This is a genomic window from Clostridium neonatale, assembly GCF_001458595.1.
In the GTDB taxonomy this organism is placed as follows: Bacteria; Bacillota; Clostridia; order Clostridiales; family Clostridiaceae; genus Clostridium; species Clostridium neonatale.
Map to the genome: position 1 here is coordinate 1,688,114 of NZ_LN890328.1, position 16,362 is coordinate 1,704,475.

The window sequence follows — 16,362 nt, forward strand, 5'->3', positions numbered from 1 at the left end:
TAATTTATCGTTGTGAAGCATGCCATTTAATAGCTTTGCGTTCTACCAATGTAATAATTAAATAAAGAATAATTCCAACTATAGCTGCCATTATTATGTATGACCAGCCCATTGCCATCATTCCTTTTCTCAAATTGTCTTTTATTCCAAAACCTATTCCTGATGTTGATGCCGCAAAGTATTCACTGATCATAGCTGCCATAAGTGCAGATGCTGCATTAATTTTTAAAGCTGTTAATATACTTGGAATACAATTTGGAAGACGAAGTTTAAAAAATTTAGTCTTAGTATCTGCTGCATATGAATCCAAAAGATCCATTGCAAATGGTCTTAGATTATTCAGCCCATCATAAGCATTTATTGCCATGGCTGCCATACACACAACTGTTACAACTCCAACTTTTTGTCCAAAACCATTTTCAAACCATCTATTCATAATAGGTGATAATGCTACAATTGGAATTGCATTAAATGCTGATATTACTGTAAGTCCTGTATATCCCCATTTTGGAAATAAAGTAGCTATTACTGCAACTATAAATCCAATAAAACATCCTAAAGCAAGTCCTGTTAATGCTCCTGAAACTGTAATCATAGTATCAGACAATGCTTTTGCAAAATTTGTATGCAGTGTTTTTATAATCATAGATGGCACAGGTAATTGAAACGGCTTAAACCCTAGCAAATCATGAATAATTCCTACCTGCCATATAGCAATAATTAATATTCCAAAGCCTAAAGGCCATAATACACTTTTTATTTTTTCTGACATTTGCTCTCACTCCTTCTTACGCTGCTTCTTTTCTCCATGGCATACATATCTTTTCTAAAAATACTATTATGAAATAACTTAAAATTCCCATAAGAGCACTTGTAAGCACAGAACTCCAAAATACATCCTTTGCTCCTGAATATAATGAATAAAGAAGTTTTACTCCAATTCCTCCACTTGATCCAAGCATGTCTACTAAAATTGATGCTGTTATTGACATTGGTGCTGCTATCTTTAATCCTGCAAACAAATATGGAAGACAATAAGGAATCATAAGCTTACAATATATACTTGGTTTCTTTGCTGCATATGAATATAAAAGTTCCTTCTTTTCACTTTCCACACTATTTAATCCACTGAGCATATTTACTGAAACCGGGAAAAATGTAATGTATCCAGATATTATTATTCTTGATAAATTCATATCTTTAGCGAGTGTAAATATAATCGGAGCAAGTCCAAGTACTGGTATCATTTGCGAAACAACTAAATATGGAAGTGCTATTTTCTCAGCAATTTTTGATAAGCTCATAATAATTGCCAATACAAATCCAACTAATGCACCAAGTGCAAATCCCATGACTGCTCTTGAAAGAGTAAGACCTGCTGCACTCATTAAATCAGAAAAATTCTGCATTAAAGATATAATAACCATATGTGGATATGGAAGTTTTGCCTCTGCCATTGGGTCCTGTAATACACCATCTAGAAGGAATGCTATAAGTTCCCAGAGAACAAAAATTCCAACAGCCCATACTGTATTAATCATATATTTTTCTTTCTTACTATTCATTCTTATACCCCCTCAAAGCTGTTTCTTATCTTGGTAATATAATCATAAAATTCAGTTGTTTGCTTTGATTCCATATCTCTAGGTCTTGGCAGATTTATATCAATTACTGTTGAAACCCTTCCTGGATGTGGTGAAAGAACAACTACCCTATCTGATAAAAATACTGCTTCTGAAATATTATGAGTTACAAAAATTACTGTTTTGTTTGTTTTTCTCCATATCTCTAAAAGGTCAACATGCAATTTTTCACGTGTAAATTCATCTAATGCTGAAAAAGGTTCATCCATAAGAAGAATTTCTGGATCAATAGCAAGAGCTCTTGCTATACCAACTCTCTGCTGCATACCACCACTTAACTCATAAGGATATCTTTTTCCAAAGTCCTGAAGTCCAACTAGATCAAGCATTTTAGTAACTTGTTTAGTACGCTCTGCTTTCTTCATCCCCATAAGTTCCATTGGCATACATATATTTCTTCTTATTGTTCTCCAGTCATATAAAACTGGATTTTGAAAAACAACTCCGTATTTCTTTTTAAGTCTTATATCTCTTGGAGTTTCTCCACGTACTGTAATTTTTCCCTCTGTTGGCTGGAGAAGATCAGCTATTATTCTAAGCAATGTTGTTTTTCCACATCCTGATGGACCTAATAAGGAAATAAATTCTCCTTGTTTAATGTCTAAATTTACATTCTTAAGAGCTGTAACTGGTTCACCCCCATTTTTATTTGGATATTTCATACTTAAATTTTCTATCTTTATTTCTGTTTTATTTTCTATATTTTTTGAGAAATCTTTTTCTTCAAATTCTATTTCCATATTATTCAATGTAGTATTCATTAATAATTCCTCCTTTTCCAAAAGCTCTGAGTTTAACTCTAAATCAAAGGCAACTTGGCATATAACACTTAGCGAAGATTGAGCTTAGTGGTATAGCCCTCCTAGGCATATAATACTTAGCGAAGATTGAGCTTAGTAGTATAGCCCTCCTATGAACGAATGTGAATAGGAGTTTCCTTTTATACAAGTTTTATCAGGGGTTCCATCAGTAGCTTATTGAAACCTCTGATGAAGCTTTATTTTTTATAAAAAAATGACGCAAAACTCACATGTTTTGCGTCATTGCAAAATTATTTTATTCTTTAAGAAATTATATACATTGAGAATCTACGTATAAATTATTTCTGATAATATTCTAATGAATTAATATATAGTACCTAAAGAATAAAATATAAATATATGCGCCTGGCCTTTTCTTCGGCAAGCTCAAAAAATTCAGTATGCGCTGAAAAAAATCGACGGCTAAATCATTTCATTAGTTAGATTTATTGTATTCTATTGGATTTGCACTTTATATAGAATCACTTCATAGTCGCCCTGGAGATTTTTTTATTACCATAAATTTTCATATATCTTTACTAAATCTTCTTTAGTGACCTCTTTAATTGTATTTGATGGACTTCCACTATCCATTGCATCTTGTGCCATCTTATCTACAACTTTATCAAATTCATTTTTATCAATTCCATATTCCTTTAAAGTTGGAATTTCAACTATTTTGCAAAGTTCATTAAGTTTTTCTAAGAACTTTTCTGAAGCTTCTTTATCGCTATCATTTTCATCGGCTGCATTTATAGTTCTTCCTATATCTGCAAATCTCTCATATGCTCCATCTAGTACATAAGATAAGCATTCTTTTATAAGTATTGCGTTAGAAACTCCATGAGCTACATGAAAAAGTGCTCCTATTGGCCTGCTCATTCCATGAACTATTGTTACAGATGCATTATTTATACATACTCCTGCTTCAACTGCTGCAAGTGCCATTTCTTCTCTTGCTTTTTTATTGTTACCATCTTCATAAGCTAGTGGAAGATACTTAAATATTCTCTTTATTGCTGCAAGTGCATAAGTATCTGTTAATGGATTTGCTTTTCTTGAGGTATAGGCTTCTACTGCATGTGTAAGAGCATCCATACCAGTTGCTGCTGTAACTTTTTTAGGTGCAGTTATTGACAATGTATAATCAATAATAGCTAAACTTGGCAATAAACTTTCACCTTTTAAAAGCATTTTTATATCTTTTTTTGAATCTGTTATAATTGTAAACTTAGTAGTTTCAGAGCCTGTCCCAGCTGTAGTTGGTATTAATACTAATGGTGGAAAATCGCCTTCTATGGTTTTTCCCATATAATCTGAAATGTTTCCATCTAAAGTAGTCATTGCTACAATTGCTTTACCACTATCTAATGGACTTCCTCCACCTATAGCTATACAAAAATCACATCCAGTTTCCTTAAAAGCTTTAACACCAGCGTCAATCATAGTATCTGTCGGTTCGCCTGTAATATCATTAAACACTTCATATTCTATTCCAATGCCTTCTAAACAGTCTGTTAATAATTTTACAGTTCCCATCTTAGTTACAATTTTTCCAGTTACAATGAATGCTTTTTTACCAAGCTTTTTTAAAATTGATTCACTGTCTTTTAATGCATTTTCCCCAATAATAGTGCGTCCTGGCAAACTAAATTCGTATGACATATTGTTCTCCTACTTTCTAAAAATAAATCTAGTTAATTTATTTCATAATATATATGTTGAAAATTGAAATCTACACTATAACAACGTGATGTATATCTAATTTATGAAGGAATCATCTTGCAACATATATAATATAACAATTTCTAAATCATTATATATTTAAATAAATTTCTCATCTATAATTTTAAGCACTTCATCTACTTTAGCAAGTTCTTCTACTAATTGTTCTTCTGTAATTATTAATGGTGCTGCTATAAGTACCATATTTTCATGAGAATATGTCATAAATTTTCTTTCTTTAAGCATACCAATTATTTTTCCCATTATTCCATCAGGGTCTTTACCATATGGAACCATTGGTTCTTTGGTTTTCTTATCTTTTACAAGTTCTATTGCTGAAAATAATCCAATATATCTTACATCACCAACACATTTATATTTTTCTTTGAATTCTTCTAATTTCTCTCCAAGCACTTTTCCTACTTTATTAACATTCTCTAAGATGTCTGCTTCTTCATAGTAATTAACACATGCAACGCCAGCTGCACAAGCTAAAGGATGTCCACTATAAGTTAATCCACAAGATAATAAATTATCATCAAAATAAGCTGCAATTTCTTTACTTACTACAACTCCTCCAAGTTGAACATAACCACATGTAACTCCTTTTGCAAATGTTACAATATCTGGTTTAACATCAAAGTTCTCAAAGGCAAACATTTTACCAGTTCTACCCCATCCAGTCATTACTTCATCACATATGATTAGTATATTGAATTCATCACATAATGCTCTTACACCTTTAAGATATCCTTTAGGTGGAATAATAACTCCATTTGAACCTGTTATTGTTTCCATTACTATTGCTGCTACACTGTCTGGTCCTTCATATAAAATTTGTTCTCTAAGTTTAGCTAAATAATATTTTGTTGCTGCTTCCTCAGATTCAAATTCTATTGCTTCTCTATATACGTATGGATCAAAGAACTTAACGAATCCTGGTATTCCTGGCTCAAGAGCATATCTTCTTGGTTCACCTGTTAAATTACCAGCACCAAATGAAGATCCATGATAACTTCTATAACGACTGAATACTTTTGATTTTCCAGTAAACATTCTTGCCATTTTTACAGCATTTTCATTTGATTCTGCTCCTGCATTTGTAAAAAATACTTTTCCCATATTATCAGGCATTAGCTCTATTATTTTTTTTGCAAGCTTTGCACGAGATTCTGCACCATAAGATGGCCCTACAAAACAAAACTTATCAACCTGCTCTTTAATTGCATCTCCTATTTTCTTATTTCCAAATCCTAAATTCATATTAACTAGTTGAGCTGACATATCAGTATATCTATTTCCATCATAATCCCAGAAATAAATTCCATCAGCTTTTTCAACTGGAATAGGATCAATATTTCTTTGCTTACTCCAAGATTGTAAATTATATTTTTTTAATGTACTTTTAATTTCTTCACCATTCATTTTTATCCACTCCCATCAAATAAAAAAACGGAACTTATTTTTTATAAAATAAGCTCCGTTGCTTTGCTTCTTTATTTTCTTGTTTTCTATAATCATATTATATACTCCAGTGCTTATGTGTTTCAATGAATAACTGACTAATTATATATGTGCAGCTGCACATATATAATAAAGGACATAATATCAGAGTTTAGTTTTAAATAACCGAAATTCAATATATGATAGGCTCGATTGCGTAAATATTTCAGCTAAAACCTGCTAAGAAAAATCAAGTTTTTTTTAGCAGGTTTTTTATATATTTTTTGCATGACAAATAAATTAAACAGAAATTCTGTTTAATTTAGATATAGATACTATCTAAATTTAAGTATTATAGACTTCTTTTACTCTAGCGTAGTATATTCTTAGAAACTTATTTAATGCAGCAATTTTAGCAACTTTTTTAGGTTTTCCTTCTGCTTCTTTTTTTAACATATATAAAAATATAGGATCATCCTTTGGTTTGGCACTTTTGATACATTTCATAATTTCATATCCAGTTTTTCGTAATAATGCAGAACCTCTTTTAGAAATACGACGTTTGTTTGCAACAAACTGTCCCGACTCAAAAGGAGGTGAATCAATACCCGTATAAGCTATCAAAGCCTTTTTATTATAAAAGCGTTTTAAATCACCGATTTCAGCAATTAAGCGTGGAGCCAATGTATCTCCAACTCCAGGCATATTTCTAACAACATTGTATTCCTTTAAACTACTTGCTAATTCTTGCATTTGTGATAATATCATAGATAGAGTTCTATCTATTTCGCTAAGAACTCGAACAGCTTCTAATACTAACATTTTGGTTGATGGGGTACTAGAAGATAGTGTAGGGATGCCTTCTTGTGCTAAAGCATATATCTGTTTTGCTTTTGTTTCACTTTGATGGTATCCTTTATTTTTTGCCCATTTAAAATAACTATTTATAAATTGCTTTTCATTTTTCTTGGTAATATTATCGTAATGCCAGTATTCTTTAACAAAATCATTTAATTTATCTTTCTCTGGCTTATCGGATCTATTTTTTAATAGATTTTTAATTCCTGGCATTGTTCTATCTAATAGATTACTTAGTACAAGTTTGCTCTCTATTCTCATAGCTATATAATGAGAATATTGCCTACCTAATAATTTTAATTCAGAATACACCTCATCTGTTGCTTCATAGTCAGTTAATTTAAACCAATTATCAATTCCATAATTAGCTATTTTGATAGAATCTAATTTATCAGTTTTACCTTTCCTTAATCCTATAGCAGAATATTTTTTCATAATTAATGGATTTATTACGGCTACAAATATACCATGATTTTTAAGATAAGTAAGTAGTGGCAAATGGTATGCACCGGTCGCTTCCATAACAACTCTAGTTTCTTCATTTAATTCAGAAATAGATTCAACTAATGCTTTTAAATCAGCTTCAGTATGATTTATTTCATGTGGTTCACTAATAACCTCACCATATTCTTTCAATATACATACTGTACTTTTTCCTTTTGAAACATCAATTCCAACACTAATCATGTTAATCCTCCTAAAAAATTATTGTAATTTTAATCCACCCACACTTATTACAATTCATTTTGGTTAGTTACACGAAAGCCGTACGGTTTCAACCTGCTTAATCGAATCTTTATAATAAGGGATGGCTGACAGTTTTAGCTACGGATGTTAAAACCCAATTCTAAAGTCGTCATACCAAATTACTCCCTTTATTATAAATTAAAATAAGTGCAGATGTTAAATCATATATTTATGATTTGTATCTACACTTATAGAGTACCAAATTCTACTGAAACAGGTTGTACCCAAAACCGTTTGCTCCAATAACAAGTATTGGACAAACAATTTTGGAACAACATCTTTCAAAGAATTTAAAAGCTAAAATATTTAATGCAATACTACGTCTATTCATATATTGAATTTCTTTGTTTCATCTAAACTCATATCACAGTAAATGCCGTTTAGAGCATCTTTATGGGCAAAAACCCTAATTTTTATTTACATAGATAATATTTTTTATTCATACATTGGGTATATTTTATTACCATATTAAGGTTCATAAATCTTCTGTAACCCGCAATAAATAAGTAAATTCTTAAGATTTTTTAAATTTTTCTTTTTAAATTTATATATTGATAAAATGGAATATACTTAAGAATAAGAAAATATTAATCTTTTACTTTTTAATATATTTAAATATTTAATGCTTAATTCAAGAATATATTTGTTTAATTATAAATTAACTGAAAAAATTTTTTAGTAAGAGAAAAATAGAGCTCTCAGATTCTGCGGAGTCTTTGCATTCAAAAAATGAACTTTAGAATTCTTACATCAATGATTGTTCCAAAACTGTTTGTCCGATTTTACATCGGAGCAAACGGTTTTGGGTACAATCGTTGATGTTTGAATTCTTAGTTAATTTTTTGTAGCAAAGCGAGCAGAACTGAGAGCTCTATTTCGGTTGTCATCCACTAAACTCTAGTTTTACGTCCTTTTTATATAATGTCTTTAATATAAAATGATAAATATAATCTAAGCTTATCATCTAAATTCATTAAATTACATCCTATGATTTTTTCTATCTTTTTAACTTGATTGTTAACTGTATTTCTATGAATATACTGCTTTTCTGCAACACGACTTTGGCTTCCATTGTTCTCTAGATACATGTACAAAAAATCCATTAGATCTGTATTATTTTCTTTATCATACTTCTCCAATATTCCTAGGGTAGTATCATAATATTCCCTTAAAACACTCTTCTCTTTTGTGTTTAAAAGTACTTTATAAATATCAAGTTTATCATAAAATATGACTCCATTACTTTTCTTTTTAGCCATTTCTAACGCCAGTAATGCTTTATTAAAATTCTCTGCCTGAAATTCAATTCCATTTTGATTCTTACTAATTCCAATATTAATTTTACACTCATTCTTAGCTGATTGTTCACTCTTTAAAAAAGTGTTTAGAAAATTATCAATATCATGATCGCTATAGTTTACAAGAACTAGCATCCAATATTCATTATATGAAAAACATATATACAATTCATGAATACTTCTTGCTATTCTTTCTGAGCACTTTTTTATTCTGCTAGTAACAAATTCATTTGTTTTTTTATTCACAAAATCAAAAGACATAGCTATAAAGCAAAAATTGCTGTCCCTTTGATATCCATATCTCTCCATTTGTAATATTTGTGTCTGCAGATCTCCAATTTTAAAAATAATATTCTTAATTGTTGTAGCAAGGCTTATTTCCACTTGTTCCTTTTGCATGATACGATAACATATATCTCTTGTTACATCTACCATTCTAGTTTCCCACGGCATAGAATAAAGTGGCATCTTAACTTCATTACAAAATTCTATTACATCTTTTGATATTGTTTTAGTATATGGTCCTATGTTTACAACAAATGCACTGGTCCTTGATTTATATAGCTTTTCTGCATACTCTAAAAGCCACTTTTCATTATTATTTAGAATCCCTGAAGTAAACACAACTTCATTGCCATGAAGAAATTTACTTACCTCATCATTTTCAATAATATGTACCCATTCTACAAGATTATTAAGGCCCTTTCTTCCGGCTAATAATTTCATTTGATATAAGATTGTCGCATTTCCAAATAATTTTCCCACTGTAATCGCCATATTAATTACCATTATAAAAATTACATAAACCTAACATATAGATTATTTCTTATAGAAATTTATTTTTAGGTTTAATTTTATAATGTCCCCCTTTCATTATTAATAAAATGCTATATATTTATATATTCAAAAAAGCAATAAACATTTTCTCATGCTTACTGCTTATTAATAATTGGTTACAAAAAATTATTTAGCCCAAGAAGCAAATACATAATTAAATTTTTTCTATAGGTTCATCACACTCTTTATATATTATTATCTTTTTCTTAATTTCATACATTAATATAATTACGAGTATAGTTATTATAACGAACTGAATTATACTTAAAACATTCAAGTCTACCATCTAAGACGCTATCCTATAATTTAAATTTATATTATAATACAATCTTATCCAATATTGGTTATCCAGTGATTATACTTTCATATGATTTTCTAAAGAACAAAAAAAGGACAAAGGCTCTAAAAAACACCTTTGTCTTATAACACATATTACTATTTTAAGTGGTTATTGTCAATAACTTAATATTATGAATAACTAAAATTATGAATTTAATTTTTAATTATTCTGCATCAGCTTTTAAAACTGCATTAAGCATTACTGTTGCACCTTCAGTACAATGTTCTGGTGTTGAATATTCTGGCTCACAATGTGATAAGCCATCTTTTGATTGTACAAATATCATTGTAGTTGGAAGCATATATGCTGCAAATTGAGCATCATGCCCTGCACCAGAGTGAATATATTGATGTTTAATTTCTGCTTCTTCTGCTGCTTCTTTAACGTATCCTACAAGTTTTTTATCCCAATATGCAGTATCTCTATTCCATGCCTTTTCTACTACACACTTACATCCTGCCCATTCTTTCTCTTCACAGCTCTTCACAATGCTCAATACTTTTTCAAGTGCTTTTGGATCTTCATGTCTTGCATCTATTGAAAAATCAAAGAAATCTGGAATAACAGTATGTACACATGGATGGCATACAACTTCACCTGTTGTATAAACCAACTCAGGTACCCCAAGTTTATCAACTTCATCATGTATATAGCAAAGTGCCTGTGAGGCTGCATAAAATGCATCTTTTCTTTTTGTCATTGGAAATGTGCCTGCATGAGCTGCTTGTCCATAAAGCTTCACTCTATAATTAAACATTCCAAGTACACAATCAACAACTCCAATATCATTTCCTGCGTCTTCAAGAATTGGCCCCTGTTCTATATGAGTTTCAAACATATATTTATATTTTTCTTGATTTATTCTATACTTCTTGTCTCCTTTAAAACCTGATTTTTCTAGGGCTTCACCGAATGTTTTTGTTGAATCAAGTATACTCTTAGAATTCATCATATCTTCATATTTAAATTTAGCTCTTATATCTTCTGGTAAATAATCATAACATACAATTCCTGAACACATCATTGCAGGTGGATATAAAGAACCTTCTTCATTTGTCCATATCATAGCTGTAAGAGGATGCTTATGTGGTATGTTTTGATCAGCAACTGTTTCAAGTACTTCCATAGCAGACATAACACCAAGGATACCATCATAGTTGCCACCATTTTTTACTGAATCGACATGTGATCCCATTACAATTCTTTTTGCATCTTTATCAGTTCCAGGAAGTGTTGCATACATATTTGCTAAATCATCTATTTCAATTATAGCTCCAATAGCTTCCATTCTCTTTTTAAATTCTTCTCTAGCTTGAATAGCTTCAGGCGATAGTGAATATCTTGTTATTCCCCCATGACCTGCATCTCCAAAAGTCGAGAATGTTTTAATCTTATCTGTCATTCTTTCTAAACTACATTTATACATCTTTCAAGACCTCCTTAGGTAAATACAATTTTAAAATAAGCCAAAAAAAGCAATGAAACTTATCAACATAAATAAGCTTCGTTGCTTTTTCGTATATAATATTAACTATATTTATTATAATCTTAATTTCATTTATGCTTCAACAAATCAGTGCACATATTTAGATGTGCAAATGCACATTACTATAATTCAAACATCCATATAAATGCTCAAATTTATATAATTACTATAATTAATAATCTATTTTATATCTGCAAAAATTTCATGTATATTCCCATCCGAATCAGCAAATAATGCTGTTCTTTGATTCCAAGGCATATCTTCTGGAGCATGTATTGCTCTTGCTCCCATAGAAATTAATTTTTTAAATGATTCATCTACATCCTTTGAGTTTTCACATGGAAAAGCCAGCTCAAAAGCCTGCCCAATTGATGATTTATTGTATTCTCCGCTATAGTCATGCATAGTATCTCTTGTGCATATTGCAAATCGCACACCACTATTTTCAAATTCAACATAGCCACCAAGATCACTTTTAATTTTAAATCCAAGAACATTTTTGTAAAAATCTTTCATATTCTCTATATCATCCGTCCAAATTGTAATAAGATTTATTTCTGCCTTCATTATCTTAACTCCTTTAAATAAATTTCATAACTTTTTTAAAGATATTATATTTCAATTCTTTCAAAGTTTCTTAATAACATCATCTTCTCAATTGCTTTATATGATTTCCACCAATTTTCACTAATTGCAAACTCCTTAGGGTATTTCTCATTATTATCAAACCAAGACCATGTTATGTTCCAAACATTATTTTCTGGTCTTATTTCTATTAAATAATCCAGTTCTTTTTGCATAATATCTTCATTTTCCTTATAAAAAATGCTGTCAGGTGAGATTATATATCTAGAGGGAGTGTCAACGTAATACTGCCATTTTGACATATCTCTTTCTATTGAATCATTCACAAGTTTTTTAATTTTCATTAATGATATATCGTAGTCAAAGTATTCTTTAAGTGTAGTCTCTTTTATTGTGTCTAATAAAACGCAATATCCGCCAATCCCCATTTCACCAAGGTTCTTTTCTGTATTCAACTTATTAAGAAGCTTCTTTCCTATAGATAATGCCCTTTTATATAGATTGCTTTCAGAATTACAATTTTTTAAAATAAAGCTTACGATTTCTGCGCTTAAACCTATGCTTTGTATTCTGCTTTCTTCACTGCTATATGTCATCCATGGCGCATGTGCATAATTATCATTTGATGGAATAGTAAAAAACCAGCCTTCTTCATTACAGTCTTCTGTGTTTTCTAAATATCTTAATATACCTTTGTAAATTTTATGATCAAGATTTATAAAGTCTATATGTTTTAATATGTTAATTGCATATAATGTTGTATACGGGGATGAATTTGGATTCAAACTATCAGCTTCAAGTGCATTTCCAAAACCACCATCTTCATTTTGATAAAAAGTTAATGCTTCTACCACATCTTCCTTATTTCCATTTTCAAAAAAATACTTCCATAAACTTAACTCAATTGTTCTTGCATTGCGATATATCCAAGTTCTGATTTCTTCATATGATTCTTTATTTATGATCTTCATTTTCTTTCCTCCATCCACACCTTATTTCTTCTCTTTTTTCTTCTTTGGTTTTGGTAATGGTAAGTTTTCACAAGTTAGAGCTACTATTTTTGTAAGAAACTCTTTATCTTCTAAATTTTCAATAATATATGATGGCTTTGCACCTTTATAGGCTGGTCCTTTATCACAATTAGAAAGCAAATTTTCTGCACCTTTTGTTATTTTCAAGTAAAATGTATTATCACATATCAGTCCTATAACCTTTTCATTGCAGTATATACAATACTCTCCCATCATCTTTCTATATCTTATATTTCCTGCATCACTTATCTGACCACACACATATTCCACAAATTCCTCGCTAGATGCCATAACACTTCCTCCTTAGCCTTGTAATTTTATAATATTCTATTCTTTTATTTTTGTATTGAAAAAAAACGACATTTACACATTTTTTATATACATAATGAAACCATTATAAGTTTTAATTTATTTATTTTCATATGCATATTTAAGTGCATTTATAGGCGTTAATGAATGATATTTTTTAAATGTATTTATTAAATGAGATTGATCAGAAAATCCATATTCATGCACTGCATCCTGCATATTATTTATTCTATTATTAACAATATCAGTCCATAAAATCTGATATCGTACTAAATCTTCAAACTTCTTAGGACTTGTCCCAATATTTTCTTTAAATAGCCTTTGAAGCTGCCTATCACTTACAGACGAATATTCACAAAGATCTTTTATAGATACCCTTCCCTTTGTATTTATTATTTTGTATACAGCATTCATTACAACTGCATTTTCACGTTTCTTATTAAGACGCTTCATTAACACTTGTTCTGTTATGTCTATTTTCTTATGTATATCTAGGTTTTCGCTTATTCTTTCCTGCAGTTCCTTCTTCAAATTCTTAAAATAAACTTCTATATCTATAGCAGAATTTAAACAATGTTCCATACTATCATCTGCAAAGAGAATTACTGCCCATGCATAAAATCGTATTCCAAAGGTGCTTATTTTTGATGTGCTGCTTTCATTTATGGAAATAAAGAATTTATCCTGTATTCCAGAAAATATATTGCTGCTATAATTCTCAGTATGATTAGTATTTATTATTATATCCATGCATATGTCTGGAATTACTAAATCATTTTTTAATTGATAATATTCACTTGTAGAAATACTTTCACTCGTCCCCCAATAACAGCATATATATGGTGCTAGTGCAGGACATGGCGAAATTTCTGTATACATTTTATTATTGCGAAAAGGATTAGCTGTAATTGGTCTATATATTTTTGATAAATCCACTTATATAAACTCCCTTCTTATATATTCTCCAAGTTAATAACTTTACTTTTTCAGTATATAATCGGAAACTCCTATTCACATTCGTTCATAGGTGGCTATACCTCTAAGCTCATTTATTCGCTAAGTGGTATGTTCATATGATAATTTTAACATAAATAACATAATCAATAATATTCTAAAATTAGACTTTATTGATCTATAGTATAAAACATTTGAAATACATTTCATTATTGTATCCATACATTTTACAGATGTATTATCATATGATAATTTAGTATAAAAGTAAAGGAAACTCCTATTCACATTCGTTCATAGGAGGGCTATACCACTAAGCTCAATCTTCGCCAAGTGTTATATGCCAAGGAAACTCCTATTCGCGTTCGTTCATAGGAGGGCTATACCACTAAGCTCATTCTTCGCTAAGTGTTATATGCCGCAGAAAGGATATTGTTTATGAAAAATAAATTTGTTTATACTCCAGGACCTACTTATGTAAGAGAAAATGTCAGACTTGAGAGAGCTGTCACTACAACAAATCCCGATGTAGATGTTGAATTTGTAGAATTTTATAAAAATACATGCGATAAAATCGCTAGCATTCTGCATACAAAAAATCCTGTATATATATTAAGTGGTGAAGGAATTTTAGGGCTTGAAGCAGCTTGTGCTTCACTTACTGAACCTGGTGACAGAGTTCTTGTTATTGACAATGGAATCTTTGGAAGAGGATTTAAAGATTTTGTAGAGATTTATGGTGGGCAAGCAGTTCTTTTTGAAAGCAGTTATACAAATACTATAAATATTGAAAAATTAAAGGCTTTCCTTGAAAAAGATCACAACTTTAAATATGCAACAGTTGTTCATTGTGATACTCCAACAGGCGTAATGAATGATATATCTAAGATTTGTCCATTACTTAATGAATATGGAATATTAAGTGTTGTTGATTCTGTTGCTGGAATGGTTGGAGAAGAAGTAAAAGTTGATGAATGGAAAATTGACATAATCCTTGGAGGTTCACAAAAAGCCTTTTCAGCACCTCCAGGACTTACAATAGTAGGATTAAGTGAAAATGCACAAAAAGCAATAGATAATAGAAAGCTTCCTGTACCAGGCTTTTATTGTAATCTAAATATATGGAAAACTTATTATGAAGATAAGTGGTTTCCATATACAATGCCAATAAGCGATATTATGTGCCTTGATACTGCTGTAAATAATATCTTAGATGAAGGCCCTGAAAATGTAGTTTTAAGACATAATACTACTGCTACTGCTGTAAGAAAAGCTATTTCAGAATTTGGTCTTCAATTATTCTTAGAAAATGGATATTCAAATAATATAACTGCTGTTAAAATCCCCAAAAGCATTGGAGCATTAAATTTAAAAAGTCACATGGAAAACAAATATAACACTTTAGTTACTACTACTTTGAAGCCATATGAAAATGAATTATTAAGAATCGGCCATATGGGGGAAAATTCTCACTATGATAGGACAATTTTTGTATTAAATGTTCTTGATAAAGCAATTAAAGATTTAGGTTTTGAAAGTGATAAAAATCTTGTAGTTCTATTTAACAAGTATTATGAAGGAAATAGATAAAATACATATGTTTAAATAATAAAATTACATTTAAGATGTTTACAATCTAAGTAAATGTCAGGATACAAAATGTAGAAAACTAATTGCAATATATATAATAAGCAAAATATTAAATTAAATAATAATATAAAAGGTGGGCTATATTTATGGAAGCAAATAAAGAAAGAAGTAAATTTTCAACTAAAGATCTAGTAGAAACTGCATTATTAACAACATTGGTATTTGTAGCAACTGCATTTATCAATATCAGACTACCAATTCTCTCAAGTGGAGGGTTAGTTCATTTAGGAAATGTTATTTTATTTGCAGCCGCAATTCTTTTTGGAAAGAAAAAGGGTGCAATAGCTGGTGCTGTTGGAATGGCAATATTTGATTTATCATCAGGCTGGGCACTTTGGGCACCTTTCACATTCATTGTAAGAGGTATTATGGGCTACATAGTTGGGGCAATTGCATATAGCAATAATAAAAATGGAGATAGCTTTTTATTTAATGTTTTAGCTGTAATTGCATCTGGAATATGGATGATTATAGGCTACTATATTACTGAAGTAATTTTATATGGAAACTTATTGACTCCAATTGCATCAATCCCTGGAAACATAACTCAACTTGCTGTTGGACTAGTTCTTGGATTGCCTTTAGCTAAAATACTAAAAAGATATACTCGTTATTTATAAAATATATAATATCAAAGTTTAATCAAAAAACAGAAATTC

Annotated in this window: 14 protein-coding genes; 2 read left to right on the forward strand and 12 right to left on the reverse strand. The window is 30.1% G+C overall.

Annotated features, from left to right (window positions below):
* Nucleotides 1–4 precede the first annotated feature (4 nt).
* From BN2920_RS14580 to BN2920_RS14635, 12 genes are all read right to left on the reverse strand, one after another.
* The gene (locus BN2920_RS14580; RefSeq protein ID WP_058295718.1) at nt 5–772 is read right to left on the reverse strand and encodes an ABC transporter permease; all 768 of its coding nucleotides are present in this window, start codon (nt 770–772) and stop codon (nt 5–7) included.
* A gap of 16 nt (nt 773–788) precedes the next feature.
* The gene (locus tag BN2920_RS14585) at nt 789–1,565 is read right to left on the reverse strand and encodes an ABC transporter permease (RefSeq protein ID WP_058295719.1); all 777 of its coding nucleotides are present in this window, start codon (nt 1,563–1,565) and stop codon (nt 789–791) included.
* Nucleotides 1,566–1,567: 2 nt separating this feature from the next.
* The gene (locus tag BN2920_RS14590; protein ID WP_058295720.1) at nt 1,568–2,404 is read right to left on the reverse strand and encodes an ABC transporter ATP-binding protein; all 837 of its coding nucleotides are present in this window, start codon (nt 2,402–2,404) and stop codon (nt 1,568–1,570) included.
* Nucleotides 2,405–2,956: 552 nt separating this feature from the next.
* Nucleotides 2,957–4,108, reverse strand: coding sequence for an iron-containing alcohol dehydrogenase (locus BN2920_RS14595; RefSeq protein ID WP_058295721.1), 1,152 nt, complete (start codon nt 4,106–4,108; stop codon nt 2,957–2,959).
* 159 nt (nt 4,109–4,267) lie between these two features.
* The gene (locus BN2920_RS14600) at nt 4,268–5,593 is read right to left on the reverse strand and encodes an aminotransferase class III-fold pyridoxal phosphate-dependent enzyme (protein ID WP_058295722.1); all 1,326 of its coding nucleotides are present in this window, start codon (nt 5,591–5,593) and stop codon (nt 4,268–4,270) included.
* Nucleotides 5,594–5,956: 363 nt separating this feature from the next.
* A complete protein-coding gene (locus BN2920_RS14605) occupies nt 5,957–7,156 on the reverse strand; it encodes an IS110 family RNA-guided transposase (protein WP_058293047.1) in 1,200 nt (399 codons plus the stop codon).
* A gap of 974 nt (nt 7,157–8,130) precedes the next feature.
* Nucleotides 8,131–9,291, reverse strand: a complete 1,161-nt coding sequence (locus tag BN2920_RS14610; RefSeq protein WP_058295723.1) for a PucR family transcriptional regulator — start codon at nt 9,289–9,291, stop codon at nt 8,131–8,133.
* Nucleotides 9,292–9,854: 563 nt separating this feature from the next.
* Nucleotides 9,855–11,117 carry a Zn-dependent hydrolase gene (locus tag BN2920_RS14615; RefSeq protein WP_058295724.1) on the reverse strand — a complete coding sequence of 421 codons (1,263 nt, stop codon included), beginning with the start codon at nt 11,115–11,117 and terminating at the stop codon, nt 9,855–9,857.
* Nucleotides 11,118–11,357: 240 nt separating this feature from the next.
* Nucleotides 11,358–11,744, reverse strand: a complete 387-nt coding sequence (locus BN2920_RS14620) for a VOC family protein (RefSeq protein ID WP_058295725.1) — start codon at nt 11,742–11,744, stop codon at nt 11,358–11,360.
* A gap of 44 nt (nt 11,745–11,788) precedes the next feature.
* Entirely contained in the window at nt 11,789–12,733 is a 945-nt protein-coding gene (locus BN2920_RS14625; protein WP_058295726.1) for a hypothetical protein, read from the reverse strand.
* Nucleotides 12,734–12,754: 21 nt separating this feature from the next.
* The gene (locus tag BN2920_RS14630; RefSeq protein ID WP_058295727.1) at nt 12,755–13,084 is read right to left on the reverse strand and encodes a TfoX/Sxy family protein; all 330 of its coding nucleotides are present in this window, start codon (nt 13,082–13,084) and stop codon (nt 12,755–12,757) included.
* 117 nt (nt 13,085–13,201) lie between these two features.
* On the reverse strand, nt 13,202–14,038 hold the full coding sequence (locus BN2920_RS14635) for a helix-turn-helix domain-containing protein (protein ID WP_058295728.1): 837 nt from the start codon (nt 14,036–14,038) through the stop codon (nt 13,202–13,204).
* Nucleotides 14,039–14,491: 453 nt separating this feature from the next.
* On the opposite strand from BN2920_RS14635, the gene BN2920_RS14640 reads away from it, so the two are divergent.
* Nucleotides 14,492–15,643 (forward strand): pyridoxal-phosphate-dependent aminotransferase family protein, encoded by a 1,152-nt coding sequence (locus BN2920_RS14640; protein WP_058296929.1) that lies wholly within the window; start codon nt 14,492–14,494, stop codon nt 15,641–15,643.
* Between the two features lie 146 nt (nt 15,644–15,789).
* Nucleotides 15,790–16,323: an ECF transporter S component gene (locus BN2920_RS14645; RefSeq protein ID WP_058295729.1), complete on the forward strand. Its 534-nt coding sequence runs from the start codon at nt 15,790–15,792 to the stop codon at nt 16,321–16,323.
* The last annotated feature ends 39 nt before the right edge of the window (nt 16,324–16,362 follow it).

Coding starts and splice junctions, on each gene's coding strand:
- BN2920_RS14580 (WP_058295718.1), bottom strand. CDS start 772: ATGTCAGAAAAAATAAAAAGTGTATTATGGCCTTTAGGCTTTGGAATA.
- BN2920_RS14585 (WP_058295719.1), bottom strand. CDS start 1,565: ATGAATAGTAAGAAAGAAAAATATATGATTAATACAGTATGGGCTGTT.
- BN2920_RS14590 (WP_058295720.1), bottom strand. CDS start 2,404: ATGAATACTACATTGAATAATATGGAAATAGAATTTGAAGAAAAAGAT.
- BN2920_RS14595 (WP_058295721.1), bottom strand. CDS start 4,108: ATGTCATACGAATTTAGTTTGCCAGGACGCACTATTATTGGGGAAAAT.
- BN2920_RS14600 (WP_058295722.1), bottom strand. CDS start 5,593: ATGAATGGTGAAGAAATTAAAAGTACATTAAAAAAATATAATTTACAA.
- BN2920_RS14605 (WP_058293047.1), bottom strand. CDS start 7,156: ATGATTAGTGTTGGAATTGATGTTTCAAAAGGAAAAAGTACAGTATGT.
- BN2920_RS14610 (WP_058295723.1), bottom strand. CDS start 9,291: ATGGCGATTACAGTGGGAAAATTATTTGGAAATGCGACAATCTTATAT.
- BN2920_RS14615 (WP_058295724.1), bottom strand. CDS start 11,117: ATGTATAAATGTAGTTTAGAAAGAATGACAGATAAGATTAAAACATTC.
- BN2920_RS14620 (WP_058295725.1), bottom strand. CDS start 11,744: ATGAAGGCAGAAATAAATCTTATTACAATTTGGACGGATGATATAGAG.
- BN2920_RS14625 (WP_058295726.1), bottom strand. CDS start 12,733: ATGAAGATCATAAATAAAGAATCATATGAAGAAATCAGAACTTGGATA.
- BN2920_RS14630 (WP_058295727.1), bottom strand. CDS start 13,084: ATGGCATCTAGCGAGGAATTTGTGGAATATGTGTGTGGTCAGATAAGT.
- BN2920_RS14640 (WP_058296929.1), top strand. CDS start 14,492: ATGAAAAATAAATTTGTTTATACTCCAGGACCTACTTATGTAAGAGAA.
- BN2920_RS14645 (WP_058295729.1), top strand. CDS start 15,790: ATGGAAGCAAATAAAGAAAGAAGTAAATTTTCAACTAAAGATCTAGTA.